General features: G+C 61.2%; 21 protein-coding genes and 1 tRNA gene. 10 read left to right on the top strand and 12 right to left on the bottom strand.

All coding sequences use genetic code 11. The annotated features are described in order from the left end of the window. Nucleotides 1-4 precede the first annotated feature (4 nt). The 5 genes from EC919_RS23005 (at nt 5) to EC919_RS22985 (ending at nt 6,916) form a co-directional block, all read left to right on the top strand. Nucleotides 5-964 carry an alpha-E domain-containing protein gene (locus tag EC919_RS23005; RefSeq protein WP_065989404.1) on the top strand — a complete coding sequence of 320 codons (960 nt, stop codon included), beginning with the start codon at nt 5-7 and terminating at the stop codon, nt 962-964. After that, complete coding sequence (locus EC919_RS23000; protein WP_133776615.1) at nt 961-1,809, top strand: transglutaminase family protein; 849 nt, start codon at nt 961-963, stop codon at nt 1,807-1,809. The genes EC919_RS23005 and EC919_RS23000 overlap by 4 nt, the downstream gene beginning before the upstream one ends. 806 nt (nt 1,810-2,615) lie before the next feature. Next, entirely contained in the window at nt 2,616-3,821 is a 1,206-nt protein-coding gene (locus tag EC919_RS22995) for an acetyl-CoA C-acetyltransferase (protein WP_133776614.1), read from the top strand. A gap of 67 nt (nt 3,822-3,888) precedes the next feature. Further along, a complete protein-coding gene (locus EC919_RS22990; RefSeq protein ID WP_133776613.1) occupies nt 3,889-6,033 on the top strand; it encodes a 3-hydroxyacyl-CoA dehydrogenase NAD-binding domain-containing protein in 2,145 nt (714 codons plus the stop codon). Between the two features lie 160 nt (nt 6,034-6,193). Continuing rightward, the gene (locus tag EC919_RS22985; protein WP_133776612.1) at nt 6,194-6,916 is read left to right on the top strand and encodes an amidotransferase; all 723 of its coding nucleotides are present in this window, start codon (nt 6,194-6,196) and stop codon (nt 6,914-6,916) included. Between the two features lie 434 nt (nt 6,917-7,350). Here EC919_RS22985 and EC919_RS22980 read toward each other — a convergent pair whose 3' ends face one another. The 8 genes from EC919_RS22980 to EC919_RS22945 all read right to left on the bottom strand — a co-directional run bounded on the left by EC919_RS22980 (nt 7,351) and on the right by EC919_RS22945 (nt 13,923). Then, entirely contained in the window at nt 7,351-8,322 is a 972-nt protein-coding gene (locus EC919_RS22980; protein ID WP_133776611.1) for a magnesium and cobalt transport protein CorA, read from the bottom strand. Between the two features lie 92 nt (nt 8,323-8,414). Next, nucleotides 8,415-9,170 carry a lysophospholipid acyltransferase family protein gene (locus EC919_RS22975; protein ID WP_133776610.1) on the bottom strand — a complete coding sequence of 252 codons (756 nt, stop codon included), beginning with the start codon at nt 9,168-9,170 and terminating at the stop codon, nt 8,415-8,417. Nucleotides 9,171-9,322: 152 nt separating this feature from the next. Next, a complete protein-coding gene (locus EC919_RS22970) occupies nt 9,323-10,012 on the bottom strand; it encodes a crotonase/enoyl-CoA hydratase family protein (protein ID WP_133776609.1) in 690 nt (229 codons plus the stop codon). 132 nt (nt 10,013-10,144) lie between these two features. Beyond that, a complete protein-coding gene (locus EC919_RS22965; RefSeq protein ID WP_133776608.1) occupies nt 10,145-10,438 on the bottom strand; it encodes a DUF6388 family protein in 294 nt (97 codons plus the stop codon). Between the two features lie 227 nt (nt 10,439-10,665). After that, nucleotides 10,666-12,168, bottom strand: coding sequence for a purine-cytosine permease family protein (locus EC919_RS22960; RefSeq protein WP_133776607.1), 1,503 nt, complete (start codon nt 12,166-12,168; stop codon nt 10,666-10,668). A gap of 201 nt (nt 12,169-12,369) precedes the next feature. Next, complete coding sequence (locus EC919_RS22955) at nt 12,370-12,768, bottom strand: YybH family protein (RefSeq protein WP_133776606.1); 399 nt, start codon at nt 12,766-12,768, stop codon at nt 12,370-12,372. 158 nt (nt 12,769-12,926) lie between these two features. Beyond that, the gene (locus EC919_RS22950) at nt 12,927-13,361 is read right to left on the bottom strand and encodes a DUF4124 domain-containing protein (protein WP_133776605.1); all 435 of its coding nucleotides are present in this window, start codon (nt 13,359-13,361) and stop codon (nt 12,927-12,929) included. Between the two features lie 67 nt (nt 13,362-13,428). Beyond that, on the bottom strand, nt 13,429-13,923 hold the full coding sequence (locus EC919_RS22945; protein ID WP_133776604.1) for a helix-turn-helix domain-containing protein: 495 nt from the start codon (nt 13,921-13,923) through the stop codon (nt 13,429-13,431). 675 nt (nt 13,924-14,598) lie between these two features. Between EC919_RS22945 and EC919_RS22940 the strand changes: the two genes are divergently transcribed. Next, on the top strand, nt 14,599-15,057 hold the full coding sequence (locus EC919_RS22940) for a hypothetical protein (protein WP_133776603.1): 459 nt from the start codon (nt 14,599-14,601) through the stop codon (nt 15,055-15,057). A 135-nt stretch (nt 15,058-15,192) separates the two neighbouring features. Here the strand turns inward: EC919_RS22940 and EC919_RS22935 are convergent. Both EC919_RS22935 and EC919_RS22930 read right to left on the bottom strand, forming a co-directional pair. After that, nucleotides 15,193-15,282: transfer RNA gene (locus tag EC919_RS22935), tRNA-Ser, on the bottom strand. A gap of 164 nt (nt 15,283-15,446) precedes the next feature. After that, nucleotides 15,447-16,196, bottom strand: coding sequence for a 3-oxoacyl-ACP reductase family protein (locus tag EC919_RS22930; RefSeq protein WP_133776602.1), 750 nt, complete (start codon nt 16,194-16,196; stop codon nt 15,447-15,449). A gap of 200 nt (nt 16,197-16,396) precedes the next feature. Between EC919_RS22930 and EC919_RS22925 the strand changes: the two genes are divergently transcribed. After that, nucleotides 16,397-16,957 carry a cysteine hydrolase family protein gene (locus EC919_RS22925; RefSeq protein ID WP_133776601.1) on the top strand — a complete coding sequence of 187 codons (561 nt, stop codon included), beginning with the start codon at nt 16,397-16,399 and terminating at the stop codon, nt 16,955-16,957. Between the two features lie 27 nt (nt 16,958-16,984). Here EC919_RS22925 and EC919_RS22920 read toward each other — a convergent pair whose 3' ends face one another. Further along, a complete protein-coding gene (locus EC919_RS22920) occupies nt 16,985-18,430 on the bottom strand; it encodes a SulP family inorganic anion transporter (RefSeq protein ID WP_133776600.1) in 1,446 nt (481 codons plus the stop codon). A 203-nt stretch (nt 18,431-18,633) separates the two neighbouring features. Between EC919_RS22920 and EC919_RS22915 the strand changes: the two genes are divergently transcribed. Together EC919_RS22915 and zapE are read left to right on the top strand one after the other, a co-directional pair. Then, a complete protein-coding gene (locus EC919_RS22915; protein ID WP_133776749.1) occupies nt 18,634-19,842 on the top strand; it encodes an MFS transporter in 1,209 nt (402 codons plus the stop codon). Nucleotides 19,843-19,851: 9 nt separating this feature from the next. After that, on the top strand, nt 19,852-20,973 hold the full coding sequence (gene zapE / locus EC919_RS22910; RefSeq protein ID WP_133776599.1) for a cell division protein ZapE: 1,122 nt from the start codon (nt 19,852-19,854) through the stop codon (nt 20,971-20,973). A 24-nt stretch (nt 20,974-20,997) separates the two neighbouring features. Here the strand turns inward: zapE and rarD are convergent, their stop codons facing one another. Next, entirely contained in the window at nt 20,998-21,882 is an 885-nt protein-coding gene (rarD, locus tag EC919_RS22905; RefSeq protein WP_133776598.1) for an EamA family transporter RarD, read from the bottom strand. A gap of 305 nt (nt 21,883-22,187) precedes the next feature. Here rarD and EC919_RS22900 point away from each other — a divergent pair, with 305 nt between their 5' ends. After that, nucleotides 22,188-22,829 carry an HD domain-containing protein gene (locus EC919_RS22900; RefSeq protein WP_133776597.1) on the top strand — a complete coding sequence of 214 codons (642 nt, stop codon included), beginning with the start codon at nt 22,188-22,190 and terminating at the stop codon, nt 22,827-22,829. Nucleotides 22,830-23,057 lie beyond the last annotated feature (228 nt).

Raw genomic sequence — 23,057 nt, 5'->3', positions numbered from 1 at the left:
GCCAATGCTAAGTAGAACTGCCTCGGATTTATATTGGATGTCGCGGTACCTGGAGCGCGCCGAAAACCTCGCGCGAATGCTCGACGTCAGTTACTCGCTGTCGCTGATGCCACAGGACGGACGCGGGGATGGCCTCAATGAAATCGCCATGCCACTGCTGATCACCGGAACCCTGGACGATTACCTGGAGCGCCACGGCGACCTGCACGCCGAGCGCTTGCTGCACTTTTTCGCGCTGGACGCCGAAAACCCCGCCAGCATCTTCAGCTGCCTGGGCGCAGCGCGGGCCAGTGCCCATGCGGTGCGTGGGCGTATTACGGCGGACATGTGGGAAAACATCAACGCCACTTACCTGGAAATTCGCGGCATCGCCGAACAGGGTTTGAGTCGCTACGGCATGAGCCGTTTCTGTGAGTGGGTCAAGGAGCGTTCGCACCTGTTCCGCGGCGCCACCTATGGCACGATCATGCGCAACGACGCGTTCCGTTTCATTCGTCTGGGCACGTTCATCGAGCGCGCCGACAACACCCTGCGCATGCTCGATGCGCGCTATGAAATGCTCGAATTGCGCGGTCCGTCCGCCAACGCGGCGGCAGACAGTTCCGCCGCCGGCTATTACCAATGGAGTGCGCTACTGCGCGCATTGTCTTCATTCGAGGCGTACACGGAGGTCTATCGCGATGCACCGGGTGCCCGTCAGGTCGCCGAATTGCTGCTGTTGCGTGCGGACATCCCGCGCTCATTGCGTGCGTGCCTGGAGGAGCTGGACATCATTCTCGCCAGCCTGCCTGGGGCCAATGGCCGTCCCGCCCAGCGTCTGGCTGCCGAGCTGGACGCTCGCCTGCGCTACACCGGCATCGACGAGATTCTCGATGAAGGCCTGCATGAGTGGTTGAACGAATTCATTCCACTTCTGGCCCAACTGGGTAGCGTCATTCACACTTCTTACCTGGAGGCTGCATGAGACTCTCAATTAGCCACGAGACCACTTATCACTACGACGATCAGGTCCGCGCCAGCATCCAGTATTTGCGTCTGACCCCCCACGACAGCGAGCGCCAGCAGGTGCTGAGCTGGCAGTTGGCGTTGCCGCGCCCGGTGCGTGCGCAGATCGATCCCTTTGGCAACATTCTCCACGTGCTGACCCTGGACGAACCCCACGAAGCCATCGTCATCGGTGCCCGTGGACAGGTCGAGATCGACGAGAAGCGCGAGTCGGAACATGAGAGCCAGTCGTCGCTGCCGTTCCTGCGCTTCACCCGCCTGACCGAGGCCGACGAAGCGATTCGCGCCTTCGCCGCTGCGCAGACCAAGAAGCGCACCGACCGCACCGCATTGATCGATATGATGCATGCGCTCAACGAGCACATTACTTACACGCCGGGCGCGACGGCGGTGGATACCAGCGCCGCTCAGGCGTTCGCCAACCGTGCGGGTGTCTGTCAGGATCACACCCACGCGTTTCTGGCCTGCGCCCGCAGTCTGGGGGTGCCGGCGCGCTATGTGTCGGGTTATCTCTACAGTGACAGCAGCGAACATCTGTCCAGCCATGCGTGGGCAGAAGCGTGGATTGACGACGCCTGGTACAGCTTCGATGTGACCAATCAGTTGGCGATCCCGGAGCGGCATCTGAAGCTGGCGGTCGGCCTGGATTATCTGGACGCCTGCCCGGTGCGTGGCATGCGCCGTGGCGGTGGTTGCGAGCAGATGCATGCCAAGGTGGTGGTGTCGCCCTCAGCGCCGGTTGCAGTGCCGGCGGCGAAAAAGCCTGTCCCGGCACCGATGATTCAGGTCCAGCGCCAGGGCTGATCAACCCGCACCGGCCGAGCACTCAGCTCGGCCGCCTCCGCTTCGTCTACGCGCTATTCAGTGCGTCAGGCAGCCTTGCTCTTATCCCGCCCCGTTAGCTGATCCCACGCAATCCACGCCCACACAATCGGGATGCAACGACGCGATACCCGCGCGGCCGACGGTTGCCTGTATCACACAGGGGAGAGGTTACGTGTGCATTGAGCAGGATGCTCAGCCAAACAGCCGCGTCATGTTCGGCAAGATCAGCAGCAGCGTGGTGGCGAAGACAATCAATCCGGCCTGACGTATTTTCGAGCGCTTGAATTTGAACTTGAACATGGTAAATGCCTTTTCTTGTTATCCCTGAGCAACAGAAACCCATGGGCGTTGGTCGTGACCAAAGTGTGGGTTGGCAAAGGTGAGGCAAAAGAGCAGGTGCCCCGATCAGCAGATCGCAGGCGGCAGGCGCTGGTGAAACGATTTTGTTATGGCGCCACTGCTACTGACTAAACCTTAGAAGCCACGTGCCGTGGGGTTTAGATCATTGAGGCCTATGACATCGCGTTTTTATAACTTCCCTAGGTTTGGCGAATAGCCATCCCGCAGATATTCCCCTGCTAGACGCCTGCGACCAAAAGTGTCCACGCTCATTCGCTCGCTACCGTTCGTCCGAGTCCGAAACTTCCTGCAGCCAGCTAACCTGTCACTCGATCCGGCGAAACAATGCGCTCTGTGATATCGCTTGTGGTAGACAGTGCTCCCATGACAGTTCGACTGTCGGTCGGACCTATAAAAAGACAGTTCATCGGGTTAGCGAGGACAGGATGACCGAAGCGTTTATTTACGATGCCTTGCGCACGCCGCGGGGCAGGGGCAAGCCGGACGGCGCGTTGTACAGCGTCAAACCGGTGGATCTGGTGGCAGGGCTGTTGAAAGAACTGCAAGTACGCAATCACCTCGACACCCACCACGTCGATGACATTGTGTTGGGGTGCGTCACGCCCATCGGCGATCAAGGCGCCGATATTGCCAAAACCGCAGCGCTGGTCGCCAATTGGGCCGTGAACGTGGCCGGGGTTCAGGTCAACCGGTTCTGCGCATCGGGGCTGGAAGCGGTGAATCTGGGGGCGATGAAAATCCGTTCCGGGTTCGAGGATCTGGTGGTGGTCGGCGGCGTGGAGTCGATGTCGCGGGTGCCCATGGGCAGCGACGGCGGCGCCTGGGTGCTGGACCCGCACACTAATCTGCACACTCACTTCACGCCCCAGGGGATTGGCGCCGATCTGATCGCCACCCTTGAAGGCTTCAGCCGCGACGACGTGGATCGGTTCGCCGCGCAATCCCAGCACAAGGCCGCGCTGGCCCGGGAGCGGGGTGCGTTCCGTCGTTCGCTGGTGCCGGTCAAGGACCAGAACGGCATGCTTTTGCTCGACCATGACGAGTTCATCCGCCCCGAGACGACGCCGGAGGCGCTGGGCAAACTGCGCCCGAGTTTCGAGGCGATCGGCAAAATGGGCTATGACGCCACGGCGCTGCGGGTCTACAGCCATGTCGAACGCATCGAGCACGTGCACACCCCGGGCAACAGCTCCGGCATCGTCGATGGCGCCGCCTTGATGCTGCTCGGCACTGCGCAAAAAGGTCAGGCGCTGGGGCTGCGGCCTCGGGCACGCATCGTGGTGACGGCGGTGACCAGCACCGATCCGACCATCATGCTCACGGGCCCTGCACCCGCCACGCGTAAAGCCCTGGCGCGAGCGGGGCTGACCATCGATGACATCGACCTGTTCGAGGTCAACGAGGCCTTCGCCTCGGTGGTGCTCAAGTTCATCAAGGACATGGGCGTCGACCCCGACAAGGTCAACGTCAACGGCGGCTCGATTGCCCTCGGCCATCCGCTCGGGGCCACGGGCTGCATCATTCTTGGCACGCTGCTCGACGAGCTGGAAGCCCGGCAGTTGCGTTACGGCCTGGCGACGCTGTGCGTCGGCGGTGGAATGGGCATCGCGACGATCATCGAGCGGGTATGAACGTGCAGCACGACAACCGCTTCGCCGACCGCCTTTATCCGATAACCGCTTCAGGAAGAACGACCGCATGAGCGATGCCATCCGCTACGAAACCGGCCCGGATCAGATTGTCACGCTGACCCTCGACATGCCCGGCCAGCAGGCCAATACCATGAACGCGCCGTATCGCCAGGCCATGGCCGAGACGCTCGAGCGCCTGCAGGCGGACAAGGAGGCCATCGCCGGTGTGATCATCCGCTCGGCGAAGAAGACCTTCTTTGCCGGCGGCGACCTCAACGAGCTGAGTCAGGTCGACGCCGCCCGCGCCGCGGCCTTCTACCAGATGACCATGGACCTCAAGGCCCAGCTTCGTGCGCTGGAAACATTCGGCAAACCGGTGGTGGCGGCCATCGAGGGTTCGGCATTGGGCGGAGGCCTGGAGCTGTGCCTGGCCTGCCACCATCGCATCGCATTGAACAGCGGCCATGTGAAACTGGGCTTGCCGGAAGTCACCCTCGGTTTGCTTCCGGGCGGCGGCGGTACCGTGCGGCTGGTGCGCATGTTGGGTCTGGAAAAAGCCCTGCCGTTGCTGATGGAGGGCCGGACGATGGGCGTCGAGCACGCCTTGAAATTTGGCGTGATTGATCAGTTGGCCAGCGACGCCGATGACCTGATGGCCAAGGCGCGTGAATGGATTCTGGCCAATCCGGCCCCGATCAAAGCCTGGGATCAACCGGGGTATGAATTGCCCGGCGGCACGCCTGCGCAGCCGAAAGTGGCGCAGATGCTGGCCATCGCGCCGTCGATTTTGCGCAGCAAGACCTGGGGTTGCTACCCGGCGCCGGAAAAGATCCTGGCCGCGGCTGTGGAAGGCGCCCAGGTGGATTTCCACATGGCGGAGAAAATCGAGGCGCGTTACTTCACCGAACTCGCCACCGGCCCCGTCGCCAAGAACATGATCGGCAGCTGGTTTCAGCTGAACCGGGTCAAGGCCGCCGAGGCGCGGCCCAAGGCGCCGCCGGTGTTCAACATGCGCAAGGTGGGCATCCTCGGGGCCGGCTTGATGGGCGGCGGGATTGCTTATGTCACGGCGGTGGCAGGCGTCAGCGTGATTCTCAAGGACGTGAATCTGGCAGCAGCGCAGAAGGGCAAGGATTACTCGGCGCGACTGCTGAACAAGCAGTTTGCCAGCGGCCGCATTACGGAGGCTCAGCGCGACGCCGTGCTGGGCCGGATCAAGCCGACAGGCCGCGACAGCGATCTCGAAGGCTGCGACCTGATCATCGAGGCTGTGTTCGAGAATCGCGAGCTGAAGGCGCAGGTCAGCGCCGCCGCCGAGCAAGTGGTGGTGCCCAATGCGGTGATTGCGTCCAACACCTCGACGCTGCCGATTACGGGCCTTGCCAGCGCCATCAGTCGGCAGGAGCGCTTCATCGGCCTGCATTTTTTCAGCCCGGTGGAGAAGATGCGCCTGGTGGAAATCATCAAGGGCGCGCGCACCAACGACATGACCCTGGCGCGGGCCTTCGACTTTGTTCAGCAGATCGGCAAGACCGCGATTCTGGTCAACGACACTCGCGGCTTTTTCACCTCAAGAGTGTTCGCCACCTACGCCGACGAAGGCATTGCCATGCTCGGCGAGGGCGTCAGTGCGCCGATGATCGAGACCGAGGCGCGCAAGGCCGGGATGCCTGTGGGGCCGCTGGCGGTGTCCGATGAGGTGTCGCTGAGGCTGATGAGTCAGATTCGTCAGCAGACGCGCAAGGACCTGGCCGAGCAGGGCGTTGAGCTGGCCGGGCATCCGGCCGACGCAGTGATCGAGCAGCTGCTGCATGAGTTCGATCGCGCAGGGAAAACCTCCGGCGGCGGTTTTTACGACTATCCCGACGCCGCGCCCAAGCACCTGTGGCCCGAGTTGAAGACCCGGTTCGAGAAGCCCGACGCACAGATCAGCGGCCAGGATATTCGCGACCGCTTGCTGTTCATTCAAGCCCTCGAAACCGTGCGCTGCATGGAAGAGGGTGTGCTGCGCTCGACGGCGGACGCCAACGTCGGTTCGATGCTTGGCATCGGCTTCCCGGCGTGGACCGGGGGTGCGTTGCAGTTCATTAATCAATACGGGCTAAAGCCGTTCATTAACCGCGCCCGCGCCCTGGCCGAACGCTATGGCGAACGCTTTCAACCGCCTGCGTTGCTGCTGGAGAAAGCCGAGGAGGGGAAGCTGTTCCAGTAACGAATCCTCGTTGTGGCGTATGAAGGGCTGTTCATCCAAAAGATGTACAGCGTGGGTTCAGCTGACAACGGCGTAACGCCTTAACGGGCCTTGCCTTGCCCCGACCTTCAAGGCAGGCTTGGGCCCACGCATTTTCGCTTTTGTCGCTTCAGGGATTTTTATGTCGTTACGCATCTGCATTCTGGAAACCGACGTACTTCGCCCGGAACTGGTCGATCAATACCAGGGTTACGGGCGGATGTTCGAGAAGCTCTTCGCCCGCCAGCCGGTGCCTGCGGAATTTGTCGTCTACAACGTCATGCAGGGCAATTACCCGCCGGATGACGAGCAGTTCGACGCGTATCTGATCACCGGCTCCAAGGCCGATTCCTTCGGCACCGATCCGTGGATCGAAACCCTCAAGACGTATCTGCTCGACCGCTACAAGCGCGGCGACAAGCTGCTCGGCGTGTGTTTCGGCCATCAATTGCTGGCGCTGCTGCTGGGCGGGAAGACCGAGCGCGCGTCACAAGGCTGGGGCGTCGGCATTCATCACTACAACCTCTCACCGACCCAGCCGTGGATGACGCCGGCGCTGGACAAGCTCACGCTGCTGATCAGCCATCAGGACCAGGTGACTGCGCTGCCTGAAGGGGCGACGGTCATTGCCACCAGCGAGTTCTGCCCGTTCGCGGCGTATCACATCAGCGACCAGGTGCTGTGCTTCCAGGGGCATCCGGAATTCATCCACGACTACTCGCGCACGCTGCTCGACATCCGTCAGGACGCCCTGGGCGAGCAGGTGTACGGCAAAGGCATTGCGAGCCTGGAAGAAGACCACCACGGCACGGCGGTGGCGGAATGGATGATGCGGTTTGTGGCGAACAAGCGGCCGGTGAGCTAAACGTCGTATCCGCTCAGTGGGATGGGTGTGAACACGGAAAGGCGACGTTCGCTACGCCTCAAAATTGAAGGTGCACAAAGGGGCCTCTTCCCGGCTAAAGCCGGTCCCACTAAGCGACGCGTGCAGCCAGTGAAATCGGGTGTGAGCGCGCATGTATGACCTACTTCAGCCGGGAAGCAGACATCGCCAATTGACGGCCGATATCAGGTCCGTAGGAGCCGGCTTGCTGGCGAAGACATTGGATCAGACACCGCAGCAGTGAGTGGCCGACCGCGTTCGCCAGCAAGCCGGCTCCTACGCAGTGTCGTATCCGTTCAGTGGGATGGGTGTGGACACGGCAAGGTGACGTTCGCTACGCCTCAAAATTGAGGGTGCTCAGACCGGCTTCTTCCCGGCTAAAGCCGGTCCTACAGTCGTAGGCATATTCAAAAGCCTCAAAGCCACCCAGACCGCTTGAAGCTCGCGAACAATATCCCGCACCCGCCGATGATCACCCCCAACACCATGTAGTACCCGTAGTGCCAGGTCAGCTCGGGCATGTTCTGGAAATTCATCCCGTAGATCCCGGCGATGGCGGTGGGGAAGGCCAGAATCGCGGCCCAGGCGGCGAATTTGCGCTGGGTCAGGCTCTGTCGTGAAGACTCCAGCAGCAGGCTGATTTCGATGGTCTGGCTGGCGATGTCGCGCAGGTTGGAAAGGTCTTCCATCTGCCGTTTGACGTGGATCTCCACATCACGGAAGTACGGGCGCATGTTCTTGTCGATGAAGGGGAAGCTGAGCTTCTGCAGTTCCTCGCCGATCTCGACCATGGGCGCCACGTAGCGGCGCAGGCGCAGCAGGTCGCGACGCAGGGCGTGGATGCGGTGGATGTCGGATTCGTTGAGGTCCTTTCGCAGGACGTTATGCTCAAGCTCTTCGAGCTCGCAATGAATCTGCTCGGTGACCGGCTGGTAGTTCTCGGTAACGAAATCCAGCAGCGCATACAGCACGAAATCTTCCCCGTGCTCCAACAGCAGCGGACGGGCCTCGCAGCGCTGACGAACCACGCCGTAGGACTTTGAATCGCCATTGCGCGAGGTGATGACGTAGCCCTTGCCGGCAAAGATGTGCGTCTCGATGAAGATCAGCTTGCCGTTCTCGCGGATCGGCGCGTAAGTCACGATGAACAGTGCGTCACCGAAGGTCTCCAGCTTCGGCCGGCTGTGGACCTCCAGTGCGTCTTCGATGGCCAGCTCGTGCAGATTGAACTGCCGTTGCAGGGTGGTCAGTTGTTCGAGGTCTGGCTGCTCAAGGCCGATCCAGACGAAATGCCCGGGTTTCGCCGCCCAGGCCGCGCCCTCGTCGAGGGAAATGTTGGTGACTTTCTTTCCCGCACTGTAAACGGCAGCGGCAACCACTCGACCCATAATGTCTGCTTCTTCTTTTAGGGAGAACTGACGCGCAGCTTAGCGCGCTCCCTGATCAGAGTCGGCGGATTTGAACGAGTTCGCAGGTTTTTTCAGTGCTGTTCAGCGTCTGTTGGGATGGCGGCGGCGGACCCGCGAACTTGCGTGTCCACGCTGGCAATGCAGGTCTGCATCTGGGCGTGGCAGAGCGCGACGAGTTGCGGGATATCTTCGCTGGTCAGGTTCGCGGTGGGGATGGCGGGCAGCGTGCGGATGATCACCTCGCCGCTGTTCCATCGGTTCAAATCCATGTTGCGCACGTAGGTGCTCACGCAGACGGGCACGATGGGCACACCGGCCTCGATCGCCATTTGAAACGCGCCGCGCTTGAACGGCAGCAGTTCTTCGCCCTTGTTGCGCGTGCCTTCGGGGAACACCCAGATGGACGTGTCCTTGTGCTGCAGGGTGTCGGTGGTCTGGAGAATGGCGCGGCGCGCCCGCTGCGGGTTGCCGCGATCAATCAGCACATTGCCCGCCAGCCAGAACAGCTGGCCGAAGAACGGCACCCACTTGAGACTTTTTTTACCGATGCAGACCGTGCGCGGTGGCACGATGTTGCCGAGCACAAATAGGTCATAGTTGGATTGATGGTTGCAGATGATGACGCAGGGCCTGGTCTGTTCGAACTGCGGGTTGAGCTGCGCGTTCAGGCGAAGCCCGAGGATGCGCATGGCGGGAAGGGCGTAGAGGCGAGCACACAGGCGGCTGTTGTCAGGGTTGAACGGGCGGCACAGGCCAAGCAAAAGTCCCAACGCGCCGGCGACCAGAAAGTGCAGGCCCATCAATAACATACGCAATACGAACAGCATGCAAAAACCACCCGGCAGGCGAAAAGTCGCGCAGTGTACGGATGTGCACTGGAATCGGCAATTGCCCATGGGCCGGGCGGGGGATCAGGAATTTAACGGGATGTTTCAGGGCAAGCGCGCCGCGAGGAATGCGGCGCGTGGTTGGTGATTGCTCAGAGCGGGATCTGGCGATCCAGCTCGATAGCCCGATCGAGGGTCTCGAGAAATTCCTTGCGCACTTTCAGCTTGGTCTGCTTGTGAGCGCGCATGTTGATCTTCTTCATCTGCAGCGCCACGGTGCGCGCGGCCTCGGCGAGTTCTTCCGGCGCGACGACCTTGTCGAAGAAGCCGGCTTGCAGCGCGCCCTTTGGATCGAACATCTCGCCGCAGATCACCGAGCGACCGAAGGTACTTTTGCGCAGGCGGTCACGGGCCAGTTCGATGCCGGCGTGGTGCATGGTCATGCCGATTTGTACCTCGTTCAGACCGATGCTGAACGGGCCTTCGACACCGATACGGTAATCCGCCGACAGCAGCAGGAATGCGCCTTTCGCGACGGCATGACCGCCGCACGCGACCACGATGGGGAACGGGAAAGACAGCATCCGCCGCGCCAGTGTGGACCCTTCGGCGACCAGGGCCATGGCGGCTTCCGGCGATGAGGTCATGACTTTCAGGTCGTACCCGCCCGAGAGAATGCCCGGCTGACCGGTAATGATCACCACGGCGCGGTCCTGCTCGGCGCGGTCCAGTGCGGCATTGAACGCAGCGACCACGTCGTTGCTGATGGCGTTGACCTTGCCGTTGGTCAGGGTCAGCGTCGCAACGCCGTCATCCAGTTGATAGGCGACCAAATCACTCATGGAGCGAGTCCTTTTTGTTTTGAAGTGGCGCAGACGTTACCCACCCGGCAGGGCAAGGTAAAGCGCAAAGGATGACTGGCAAGTCAGGGGTCGGGTCGCCGACGCTGGCGACCCTGAGAGGGAGCGGGTCGGTTAAACCTCGACTTCGTTCAGTTCGCAGTATTCTTCCCAGTCCATGTCCAGTGCCTCGGCCGCTTCCTTGTGCGCAGCAAGGCGCAGCTCCTTCAATTGCTCGGGGGTTTCGGCAATAAAGGTCAACGCCAGCTCCCAGGTCGGGATGCCCTGGGCTTCGGCTTCGTCTTCGAAGGCCCAGAGGGTCTGCTGTTGCTGTTCTTTCGGGCTCAAATCCTGGATTTCAGCCTGCAACATCGGATTGGTCTCGATGTACTTCGCCAAGGCAGCTTCGGTCCAGTCGTTTGCGTTCATGCGGGGGTGATCTCCTGTGGGTCGAGCTGACGTGTTGCTGTGGGTGGGATGCTGCTGGGGCAATGAGGCAAGCGGCGATTGTGCGTGATGTGAATCACTGGCGCCAGCGGCACACGGCCCGCCGGTCGGTGTAGCCTCGGGCTCAGGCCGCTGAAGTGAGAGCGCCACTGCGGACAAATAAAAAGGGCCCGCTGTGCAGCGAGCCCTCGGCAAACGGCGTCGGAATATCAACCGATCGCCATCGGCTTCTTCACATTGCGATGCGCGTTATCGCCCAACAAAGGGTGCGGACCGTGGGCGCCATACACGCCGACCGGTTCCGGAAAGGTGCGCAGCAGGGTGATGTACAACAGCGCCGCCAGGCCCAGAGTGATCGGCAGGCTGATGTCGATTCCGTTCGCCAGATTCCCCAGTGGGCCGACAAACTGTCCCGGCAAGTTGACGAAGCACAGGCCCACCGCCGCGCTCGGAAGCCACGCACCCAGACCGCGCCAGTTCCAGCCATGTTCGAACCAGTAATGACCACCGCTCTGGCCGCGGGTGAACACTTGCAGGTCCGCCGGGTGATAGAAGCCGCGGCGAACGATCAGGCCCAGGACCATGATCACGATCCATGGCGAGGTGCATGTCACGATCAGCACCGCGAAGGTCGACACGCTTTGCACCAGATTGAAGGCGAAACGGCCGATGAAGATGAAGGCAATTGCAGCGATGCCGATCAGAATCGTCGCCTGGGCGCGATTGAGCAGGCGCGGAAACATGCTCGACATGTCCAGCCCGGTGCCATAGAGCGACGTCGTGCCAGTCGACATCCCGCCGATGATCGCGATCAGGCACACCGGCAGAAAGAACCAGCTGGGCGAGACTGCCAGCAGGCCGCCGACGTAGTTGTTGTCCGTGATGTATTGCGGCGCCTGGGTGGCCACGATGGTCGCTGTGCAGAGGCCGAACAGAAACGGAATCAGCGTGCAGATCTGCGCCAGGAACACCGACGCCATGATGCGTTTTTTCGATGTCTGGCGTGGGATATAGCGCGACCAGTCACCGAGAAATGCACCGAACGACACCGGATTGCTCATCGCCAGAAGCGCGGCGCCGATGAATGCCGCCCAGAACCCTTCGCTGCCACGATTGACCGTACCGGCAAAACCCGCATCGAAGCTGCCACTGAAGGCGAAGATACCCAGCAGGAACAGCAGGCTTGAAGCGAACACCGCGATCTTGTTGACCCACAGCATGAAACGGAAACCGTAGATGCACACCACCAGCACCAGCACGGCGAAAACACCGTAGGCCAACGCCAGGGTGATGTCGTTTTCCGGCAGGCCGACCATGCGTTTCGCCCCGCCGATCAACGCATCGCCCGAGCTCCAGACTGATAGCGAGAAGAACGCCACCGCCGTGAGCAGCGATAGAAACGAGCCGACGATGCGCCCGTGGACGCCAAAGTGCGCGCCGGAAGAAACCGCGTTATTGGTGCCGTTGAGGGCGCCGAACAGGCCCATCGGCGCAAGGATGATCGACCCGAGCACGATGCCCAGCAGGATGGCCCAGACGCCGGCCTGGAACGACAGGCCGAACAGCACTGGAAAGCTGCCCAACACTGCTGTGGCAAAGGTGTTGGCGCCGCCGAAGGTCAGACGAAACAGGTCGAGGGGCGCAGCGTCGCGCTGATGATCGGGGATCTGTTCGACCCCGAAGGTTTCGATCGTGGTGGTGGGGTGAGCCATGGGATGTTCCTGCGCGCTGTCGTGTTGTTATAAGGCCAGCGTACAAGCGCAGGCCCGTTATCTCGACCGGTGACTCCGATCGTGGCATTGGCAGTGGTCGGCATTGCGACTCTGAATCAGGTAAAGCAGTGCGTTGTGCAGGCGGCAGCCTCTGAGGGCCACTCGCCATTGGTTGCCGGCCCCCGCGATAGAAGGCCCGCGCTAGCCCGTTTTCACCGACAGGTGTTCGTGGCATGCCAGCCAGCGCCCGTCGTATTGTCGAAAGACAATGGTTTCGCGCTCGCTGAAATGGCTTTCTTCATCGCCGAAGCGGATGTGGGTGTCGACGTCGTGCATGAAAATCGCGACATCACCCTGGAGGCTGATGTGCGCGTTGCGCGATTGGCAACCGAGCACCGCGAAACCGTCGGCTTGCCAGCCCGCCCACACATCGCGGTAAGCGGCCCGTGACAGCAGGGGTGCAGGGAGGGTGTGAAAGAGGAACGTGGCGTCTTCGGCGAATGCGGCGAAGTAGGTATCCGTGTCGTTGCTGGCGAACGCGTCGATGAGCGTTTGTGCGGCGTGTTGAACGGCGTCGTGGCGGGTGTTAGTGGAGGTCATGGCCGGCTCGTTTTTGTGATTCTGGCGATGGGGCCTGACTTTAAGCAGCTCTCACGGGGCGTCACATCGGCGCGGGTAAAAACTTAGTTCAGAAAATTGAGAAGTAATGGTGAGCGGCAAGCCTTAAGCGGCAAGCCGTGAGTAAGCAGGCAACGCTGTCAGTTTCCCGAGGATTTCATCAGGCCGCTTTTGACTGGCTGACGAACACGGCCGCCGGAGGGGTCGAAGCAGGCGCTGTCGTAACGCGGGGCAACGCAAGTCGAAGGGAGGCCGGGGGGAGGCGGGCGAATGCTTTGCAGGCGATCGGCGATCTCCCGCTCGTTGGTGATGATCAGCTTTCTACGTCGGCTGACTTGCAGAATCTCCGTAGCGTTCTTGTTCAAGCGATAAGGGAAGTCGGTTTCTTCCCACTCGCTGGAAAGCCGGGACGGCGGCGGGCGTTGTACGATGGATTCGCCAACGTAAGTGGGGCATGGGCTTTGGGCGAAACTGATGGCGCCGTTGGCGGCGACGCACTTGAAGACGTCGCCGTTTGCCACGTTGCACAAGAGCAACATCATGATCGCTGAGGGCAGCGCTGGAAATCTGATCATTGAAACCTCCCTGGATGGCGCAAGGCTACCATCTGAGAGGTTCGGCTGTCAGTGACGCTGATCGGGATCAGTGGGTTTCGTGGGCAGCTTTCTGGACTTTTGCCAGCGCGAGTGCCGCGAACATGTCGGCATCGCCTTGCAACACCTTCAGGTGATCTTCGACATGATCGGCGCTTGAGCGCGGCGCTTCGGAGTCAACCAGTCGAGTCACCTCGCACAGTGCGTTTGCCGTGATCCACAGACTCTGTCGCAACTGGCTGATGATTTTCACCATGCTTTCCGAGCTGTCGAGGTCGGCTGAAGCCTCCGTGTCCTGACTCGTCTGCATCGTCGAAAACGTGTGCATTTCAGGGCGGGCCGAGGCCTCTATCCCGGTCACGACGCGGGTAATGTCCACGCCGGCGGCGGCGATCTTGAATAGATAATCCGCCCTGGGCAGTCGCTGCCCGCTTTCGTAATGCCCTTGGGCGTTGGCCTCAACACCGCCGATGGCGCCCAGTGCGCTCTGGGTCAATTTCAGACGTTTTCTTTCTTGGCGCAAACGTTTACCGATGCCATTCATTTACCTTCTCCTGCGAATTCGCACCCTGCATGTGTCTCTCGCGGGTGCGCAATGGGGGCCGGAATACGGACTGTTTTCTTTTGGTGTAGCGCTAGCCGTGTACGGGAATTGGATTCATTCACAGTACGAGGGATAGACCTTAGCTGCTCAGACACCCAAATGGAGATTTTTCCGACGCTTTGCGTGGAAAAATAAACGCGGGGCGATTCTAGTTATTCCGGTGGGTTGGGTCACGTGGTCGTTTGCAGGGTGGGATGCCGCGGGGCAAGCGGCTGCGCGGCTTAAACATACCGGCGAGCAAAGGCTCGCGGAGCATAGGCGGACGGGCCGTCCCGGCCAGCCTCTAAATGAGCAGTGTTTAATCGGCGATAGCGTGGCCCTAGAACGACTGGCTATCTCCTACATACAGCGTCTGCTGGTCTGTCAGGATCGGGCCTTTCAAAAAGAGTCACGCTCACACACAATTTGTCACGCCTTGGACACTTGCTGCCAAGGTGCGCGCGCGACGCGCTACGCCCCGGATTGCGAGCTCGAAACACCTTCTCGGCGACCACCCATTCTTTGCAGACGCTGTTTGAACCCACGAAGGGGCTGGCACCTTCGGACGATTAACCGGCCAATCAGATCAAGCAGAGATATTTGAGCTGTCGCTTAATCACAAGGACATATCAAGGAATGAAGAGTCACGATCCAACGGTTACAAGCTCCCGTGTTATCTACAAGTTCCTCTTCTGGGCTTTACTGAGCGTATTGCTTGCTTACTACCTGCTCGAACATGTCTTGGGCGGCATCGCCGATGCAGATGAACTGGTGCTCACACATCAGCTAAAGCGGGGCGCATGGGTGTATGTCACCTACTATGGCGCACCTGCAACCGACCTGGACACCTTACGGTTTTATCTCAGCAGCCCGATCCCGGGCTCTGACGAGGAAATACTCAAGGAACTGAACACGCGGAATTCATTCATGATCACCGACAGCGCCCTTGAGGACGTGGTGGTCCGTGATACGGCTAACGGCGTCGGTATCACTGTGAAGGGCGCGGTCTATCGATACTTCAGCAAGCAGTACACACAGACTGACGGGCTTAAGTCTTATCGGGTGAGCTTGAACCAGCTGGACGAGGTTGATTGACGAATGGGGCGGTTGGCGGCAACCGGAGGAGTTGCCACTCTGCCAGCCGACTCGGCCCGTGCAGACGCGGTGTGGTAAACACCCCAGAAACAAAAATCCCCGCACGCCATAAGCGTTGCGGGGATCTTTTTAATGTGGCGGTGAAGGAGAGATTCGAACTCTCGATACAATTTCTTGTATACACACTTTCCAGGCGTGCTCCTTAAGCCACTCGGACACTTCACCGTATCTCTTCAGACGTTCAGTCTGTCGAGGCGCGCTAATGTAGTCGAAAGCTTTGGCGAAGGCAAAACTTTTTTTCAGAATTTTCATGCGCTTAAGGAAAAAGCGCGAAGCCCCTTGTGCTCATAAAGGTCCGGGGCTTTGCGTTGAAGGCGAGAGCGCGGGGATCAGGCGCCAAAGCCGCCGTCGATGGTCAGGCTGGCGCCGGTGACGTAGCCCGCTTCCGGGCCGGCGAGGTAGGCGACCATGGCGGCGATTTCTTCGGACTTGCCGTAGCGCGGGACGGCCATCAGGCCCATCAGCGTTTCGGCAAAGTCACTGTCGGCCGGGTTCATGTCGGTGTCGACCGGCCCGGGCTGGACGTTGTTGATGGTAATGCCGCGCGGGCCGAGGTCGCGGGCCAGGCCTTTGGTCAGGCCGACCAGCGCCGATTTGCTCATGGCGTAAACGCCGCCACCGGCGAAGGGCATGCGGTCGGCGTTGGTGCTGCCGATGTTGATGATGCGGCCGCCTTCTTTCATGTGCCGCGCCGCTTCCTGGCTGGCGATGAACACGCTGCGTACGTTGATCGCCAGGGTTCGGTCGAAATCTTCGAGGGTGAATTCGTCGAGCGGCGCGATGGCCAGCACGCCAGCGTTGTTGACGAGGATGTCGAGGCCGCCGAACGTCTCTACGGTTTTGGCGACGGCGCCGCGAATGTCTTCAGCGTTAGCGCTGTCGGCCTTGATGGCCAGGCCTTTGCCGCCGGCTGCGGTGATGCTGTCTTGCAGTTCGCGGGCTTTGGCTTCCGAGCTGACGAAGGTGAAGGCCACTGCTGCGCCTTGTTCGACCAGCCGTTTGACGATCGCAGCGCCGATGCCGCGAGAGCCGCCTTGGACCAGAGCTGTTTTGCCGATCAGATTGGTGGGATGGGTCATGTCGATCTCCTTTAGCCTGAATGCTCAGTCGTGGGTGGAGGGGCAAGAGTATCTGCCCTCCATGACTCGCGCGGTAACCGGTGGTCGAGATAGTCTGGGTAAAACGGAAGCCGTGACTCAAAGCGATGGAAAACTTCCAAGACGCCACGCTCTTCGCGGCACACGCTCTTTACTGCACTAACGTCTTCACAGGAATAAACATGCACATCCAACCAAAAGCCGCGCTGGTCCTCATCGACATGCAGCAGGGCATCAACCACCCGAAACTGGGGCGGCGCAACAACCCTGACGCCGAGCAGCGGATGCTGGAACTGTTGAGCGCCTGGCGCGACAGCGGGCGCACGGTGATTCACGTGCGGCATTTCTCCCGCTCACCGAATTCGGTGTTCTGGCCGCAGCAATCCGGCGTCGAGTTCCAACCGGCGTTTATGCCGTGGGACGACGAAGGCGAGCTGCACAAGCAGGTGCCCGATGCCTTCTGCCATTCTGCGCTGGAGGGATGGCTGCGCGCGGACGGTATCAATCAGGTGGTGATCGTCGGCGTGGTCACCAACAACTCCGTGGAGTCGACCGCGCGCACTGGTGGCAATCTTGGCTTCGAGGTCATCGTGCCCCATGACGCCTGCTTCACCTTCGACGGCGCAGACTTCTTCGGCCAGCCACGCACCGCGGAGGACATTCACGCCATGTCGCTGGCCAACCTGCACGGGGAATACGCGCAGGTGGTGGCGACCGAGACTATTGTGCGGGCGATCAGTTAATCCGCACGTCCAGGCTCAGCAAGCGCCTCAAGCGTGCTGCACACCCGCGCGCTTGAGCAGCTTTTTGCAGCGTTCCGACAGGTGCACCACGCGCAGGTGCTTGCCCGCCTTGTGATAACGCTCGCGCAGGGTTTTCAGCGCGGCGATCGCCGAATAGTCCACGAAGATCAGGTGACGGCAATCCAGCGTGACAAGTTGCGGGTCGTTGACGTGATCGAACTGATCGAGGAACGGCGTGGTGGAGGCGAAGAACAGCGTGCCGTGCAGGTGATACATCTTGCTGCCGTCCGGCTCGATATGGCTGTCAGCGTACAGCTCGCGGGCCTGTTGCCAGGCGAAGTTCAGCGCCGCGATGAGGATGCCGAACAGCACGGCGGTGGCCAGGTCGGTGAGAACAGTGACGATGGTCACGGCGATGATCGCGAAGACATCGTTCAGCGGGACTTTGCGCAGCACCCGCAGGGAGGCCCAGGCGAAGGTCTGCTGGGCCACCACGAACATCACGCCGACCAGCGCCGCCAGCGGAATGCGCTCGATGAGGGGCGACAGGAACAGCACGAACATCAGAATCATCACCCCGGCGACGATGCCGGACAGACGGCCGCGGCCGCCTGAGCTGAGGTTGATCACGGTCTGGCCGATCATCGCGCAGCCGCCCATGCCGCCGCACAGGCCGGAAGCCAGGTTGGCGACGCCGAGGGCGACACACTCGCGGTCCGGGTAGCCGCGGCTTTCGGTGATTTCATCGGTGAGGTTCAGGGTCAGCAGGGTTTCCAGCAGACCGACCAGCGCCATCAGGATCGCGTAGGGCGCGATGATCTTCAGGGTCTCCAGATTCCACGGCACGTCCGGCAGCGACAGGCCCGGCAGGCCGCCGGCGATGTGCGCCATGTCGCCAAGGGTGCGCGTCGGCAGGTCAAACAGGTACACCAGCAGGCCGACGCCGAGGATGGCGACCAGCGCCGGCGGCACCGAGCGGGTCAGGCGCGGCAGCAGATACACCACGGCCATGGTCATGGACACCAGTCCGATCATCAGATAGAGCGGCGTGCCGCTGAGCCAGGTTTCGCCGCTTTTGAAGTGCTCCAGCTGCGCCATGGCAATGACGATGGCCAGGCCGTTGACGAACCCGAGCATGACCGGATACGGCACCATCCGCACCAGTTTGCCCAGGCGCAGCAGTCCGAACGCGATCATCACCAACCCGCCCAGCAACACCGTCGCCAGCAGGTATTGCACGCCGTGCTGCACGACCAGCGCCACGATGACCACGGCCATCGAACCCGCCGCACCCGAGACCATGCCGGGACGCCCGCCGAACAGCGCGGTCAGCGTGCAGATAATGAAGGCGCCATACAGGCCCATCAGCGGATTGAGGTGCGCGACCAGCGCGAAGGCGATGCACTCGGGCACCAGGGCGAAAGAGGTGGTGAGTCCGGCAAGGACATCGGCGCGAAGACGTGCGGGTTTCATGGCGTTCCTGGAGGGCGGCGTGCAAAAGGTGGGAATGTTACGGAATGTGAACGCACACAGCCAGTAGGGGAATGACGCACCCTGCCGCGTTTCACCCATTCTTCAGGTGTCCTGTCACTGCCGATTGTGTAACGATGTTTGACTCAAACAGCTCGCCGACGCCTGTTACCCAGGCTCGGCACGTCATGAAGGACAGAACACGGATGCTCGCTGCGCTCAGACATTACCCGGCTTCAGTCAATCTCCTGCTTTCGTCGTCACTTTTCCTGACGCTGGGCAGGGCGATCACCCTGCCGTATCTGGTGATTTACCTTTCTTCGAATTTCGTCTTGAGCATGAGCGACATCGGCATGGTCGTCGGCGGGGCGCTGATTGTCGGTTCGCTGTTGAGCCTGTACGGCGGCTACCTCACCGACAAACTGTCCAGCTACCGCTTGATTCTGTGCTTCACCGGGTTCTTCGTCGCCGGCTTCATCGGCATGTGCGTGACCAGCAAGCTGTGGCTGTTTTTCCTGTTTCTGGTGTCGTTCAATTTCGCGTATTCGGTCATCGATATCGTGGTCAAGGCGGCGTTTGGCAAGCTGTTGCCGGTGGCCGATCAGAGCAAAGTGTTCTCGGTGCGCTACACGCTGATCAACATCGGCTATGCCGTCGGCCCCTTCATCGGCGCGGGGCTGGCCCACTGGAACATGAAGCTGCCGTTCGTGATATCGGCGGCGCTGGGCCTGGGCTTCTTGGCGGTCTACGCGATGTACGGGGACCGCAAACTGAGTTCGGCGGACCCGGCCAATGCGCCGGTTTCCTTCATCGCCGTCGGACGCATCCTGCTCAAGGACTACCGGCTGGTGTGCTTCACCGTCGGCGGCGTGCTCAGCGCGGTGGTATTCGGGCAGTTCACCGCGTACCTCTCGCAATATCTGGTCACCACCAGCACGCCGGAATTCACCTATCAGGTGATCAGCTCGGTGGTCGCGGTGAACGCCGCCGTGGTGATCTGCTTGCAGTACCTGGTCGGCAAACGCATCAGCCATCAGTACCTGAATCAGTGGCTGACCGCAGGTTTCAGCCTGTTTCTGATGGGCGTGGTCGGGTTTGCCTTGTCCACGACGGTGCTGCACTGGTCGCTGGCGGTGGCGGTGTTCACCCTGGGCGAGATCATCGTGTTTCCCGCCGAGTACATGTTCATCGACCGTATCGCACCCACCCACTTGCGCGGCATGTATTACGGCGCGCAGAACCTCTCCAACCTCGGTGGCGCGCTGGGGCCGGTGTTGTGCGGCTTCGCCCTGGCGACCCAGTCGGCGCATTTCATGTTTTACATGCTGGCGGCCTTCATCATTGCCGGCGGCTGTTTCTATCTGTTGGGCGCTTCGTATTCCAGACGCCACGACCAAAACTCCGCTGCACAGTGAAGCGTTTCGATGACCGTTCTGTCTCCACTTGAGGCCTGGCAGCAGGCCGTTGATGTACAGGGTTTTCAGCCGGACGAGGCCCAGCGCAATGCTGTGCTGCACTTGCAGGCCTGCTGGCAGGCGCTGAACGACGGCAAGCGCGGCGGCGCGGTCAAGGGCGTTTATCTGTGTGGCCCGGTGGGGCGCGGCAAGACCTGGCTCATGGACCGTTTTTACGACAGCCTGCAGGTCCCGGCCCGGCGCCAGCATTTTCATCACTTCATGCGATGGGTGCATCAGCGCCTGTTCCAGCTCACCGGCGTGGCCAGACCGCTGCAGGTGCTGGCCCGGGAGCTGGCCCAGGACGTGCGCGTGCTGTGCTTCGACGAGTTGTTCGTCAATGACATCGGCGACGCGGTGATCCTCGGCGGCCTGTTGCGCGCGATGTTCGACGAGGGCGTGGTGCTGGTGTGCACGTCCAATCAATTGCCCGAACAGTTGTACGCCACGGGTCATAACCGCGAGCGTTTCGTGCCCGCGATCACGGCGATCAACCACTTCATGGAGGTGGTCTCGGTCGACGGCGGCGAGGACCACCGGCTGCATCCCGGTCAGGCGCAGCAGCGTTACTGGGTGAAGGCGGAGACGGGGCCGAGCGCGCTGGTGGAAGTGTTCGAGGCGTTGAGCAGCGGGGAGTCGGTGTCGATTCAGCCAGCGCCGCTGGGTCGTCGCCATGTGCCGGTGGTGCGCAGCAGTCGAACGGTGATCTGGTGCCGCTATGCCGACCTGTGCGAGCAACCGCTGGCGGCGATGGATTTCATCGAGCTGTGCGATCGCTATAAAGCCGTCTTGCTAAGTGAAGTGCCGGCGCTGAGCGCACCCCAACGCGAGGGGCGCATTGCCCGTGGCACCGAGGACGGCGTTGAACAGGTCACGGCGGGGGACCGCGAGCTGCCGCAGCTGTCGCCCTACGACGATGGCGTGCGCCGCTTCATCGCTCTGGTGGACGAGTGCTACGACCGCAAGGTGCCGCTGTACATCGAAGCCGCGATGCCGATGGCCGAGCTGTACACCGAAGGCTATCTGGCGTTCGCGTTTCGGCGCACGTTAAGCCGGTTGCAGGAAATGCAGCTGGCGCGCTTCGGTCATTAATGCTGCCAACGAGCAACCTTCAATTCACACGCTGTTGCGTCGTCGCTGGGCCAACACATGCTTGGCGCCTTCTCCCACCAGGACCATGACCGCCAGCCAGATGGGCAGGTAGGTCATCCATTCATCGCGGCCGATGGATTCACCCAGCAGCAGGGCGACGCCGACCAGCAGCACCGGCTCGACGTAGCTCAGCAAGCCGAACACGCTGAACGCCAGCAGGCGGCTGGCGCGAATGTAGCTGACCAATGCCGACGCACTGATCGCCCCCAACACCGGAATCAGCACATAGAAGCGTGGGAATTGTTCCACCACCGAGGTATTGCCCTGGCAGATGAACAGCACCGCCACGGGGAGGATCAGCAGCATGTCCCACCACAGACCGCCGAGGTTGTCGGTCTTGAGCTTGCGCCGCAGCACGAAGTACAGCGGATACCCCAGGCAGACGACCAGGGTTTCCCAGGAAAAACTGCCCAGGCGCAGCAGCTCGTTACCGACCCCGACCAGCGCGCAACAGGCGGCGATTTTCTGCAGGTGCGAGAGGTGCTCGCCGTACACCACACGCCCGGTGAGGATCATGGTCAGCGGCAGCAGAAAATACCCCAGTGATACCTCCAGGCTGCGGCCGTGCAGCGGCGCCCACATGAACAGCAACAACTGCGCGCCCATCAACGTCGCCGACAGCGCCATCCCCGCCAGCAATGCAGGCGTCTGGCGCACCCTGACGCCGAGGTCACGGGCGAGTTTCCAGTCTCCGCTGGAGAGCATGAACAGGGTCACGCAGGGCAGAGTCAGCAGCATGCGCCAACCGAAGATTTCTTCACCGCTCAATGGCGTGAGCAATGAGGTGTAGTAGTACATGACCGCGAACAGGCAGGAGGCCATGACCGATAACGCAACGCCCTTGTACACAGGGGCTCCTTGTTTTCGATGCATCAGGATGGGGGGGCAGGAATGCTTTTATCGGCGGGCTCTGACGGCACGCTTTGATGACACTTTTTGAGGCGCTTTTTGAGGCATGGCGCACTGCAACGGCGCAGAGTTTATCCGAGGTCGTGCCGTCGGTCCGCCGCAATCTGGTAAACCGCAGGTGAGCTGGCAGTAAACGATGCACGTTTGGCAGAGAACGAGACCGCGCGCCGATTGAGCCATTGGGTCTCGCCGCGCAGACTTCTCTTCAACGCGCCACACCGGTGCGGCCGCTGGAGAGATTTCCCATGAGTCAATCAATCGCCGGTATCAAGATCCCCGACAGCGCGCTGGCCCGCGCCACCACCGAGTACATCCGCGATCAGCAAGACGACCTGCTGTTCAATCATTCGCGCCGTGTGTTTTTGTGGGGCGCGCTGACGGGGGAGCGCAAGGGGCTGGCGTACGACGCCGAGCAGCTTTATGTCGGTGCGATGTTTCATGATTTGGGTCTGGTGGCGCGGCATCGCAGCGTGGACCTGCGTTTTGAGGTGGATTCGGCCAACGCGGCGCGGGCGTTCATGCAGCCATTTGGGTTGTCCGAGGGGGATATGGAGCAGGTGTGGTTGTCGATTGCGCTGCACACGACGCCGGGCGTGCCCGAGCATTTGCGGCCGAACGTGGCGCTGGTGACGGCGGGCGTGGAGATGGATGTGCTGGGGATCAATTACGGGCAGTTCAGTGATGAGCAGCGTGAGGGGGTGACCCATGCTCACCCGCGCGGTGAGGACTTCAAGGCGTGCATTTTGTGCGCGTTTGCCGATGGTTTTCGGCATAAGCCGGATACGACGTTCGGGACGGTGAATGCGGATGTGTTGGTGGCTGAGGATCCGACGTTCAAGCCGCTGAATTTTGTGGAGGTCATTCGGCAGTCGCCCTGGAAGGCGTGATCTGGATCTAGAGCGTCTGCCTGGGGGCAGACTATTTCGCCTTCGGCGAGTTACTTGGAAAAGTCGAAAGTCGCACCATCCCCAAGGAACCAAGGGTGCTTGCTCCTGGTTAGGTTCCTCCTTCGTCGGAATACCCTCACTTCGACGACGCTCCGTGGGCCCGCGCCGAACGGACATCCATGTCCTGACGGCGCTCTCGCCGCATCCATGCGGCTCGGCCCACTGCGC

Origin of the sequence: Pseudomonas graminis (assembly GCF_004364335.1) — a bacterium.
Taxonomy (GTDB): Bacteria; Pseudomonadota; Gammaproteobacteria; order Pseudomonadales; family Pseudomonadaceae; genus Aquipseudomonas; species Aquipseudomonas graminis_D.
Note: the sequence above shows the minus strand (reverse complement) of the source record. Positions and strands in the feature narration are given on the sequence as shown.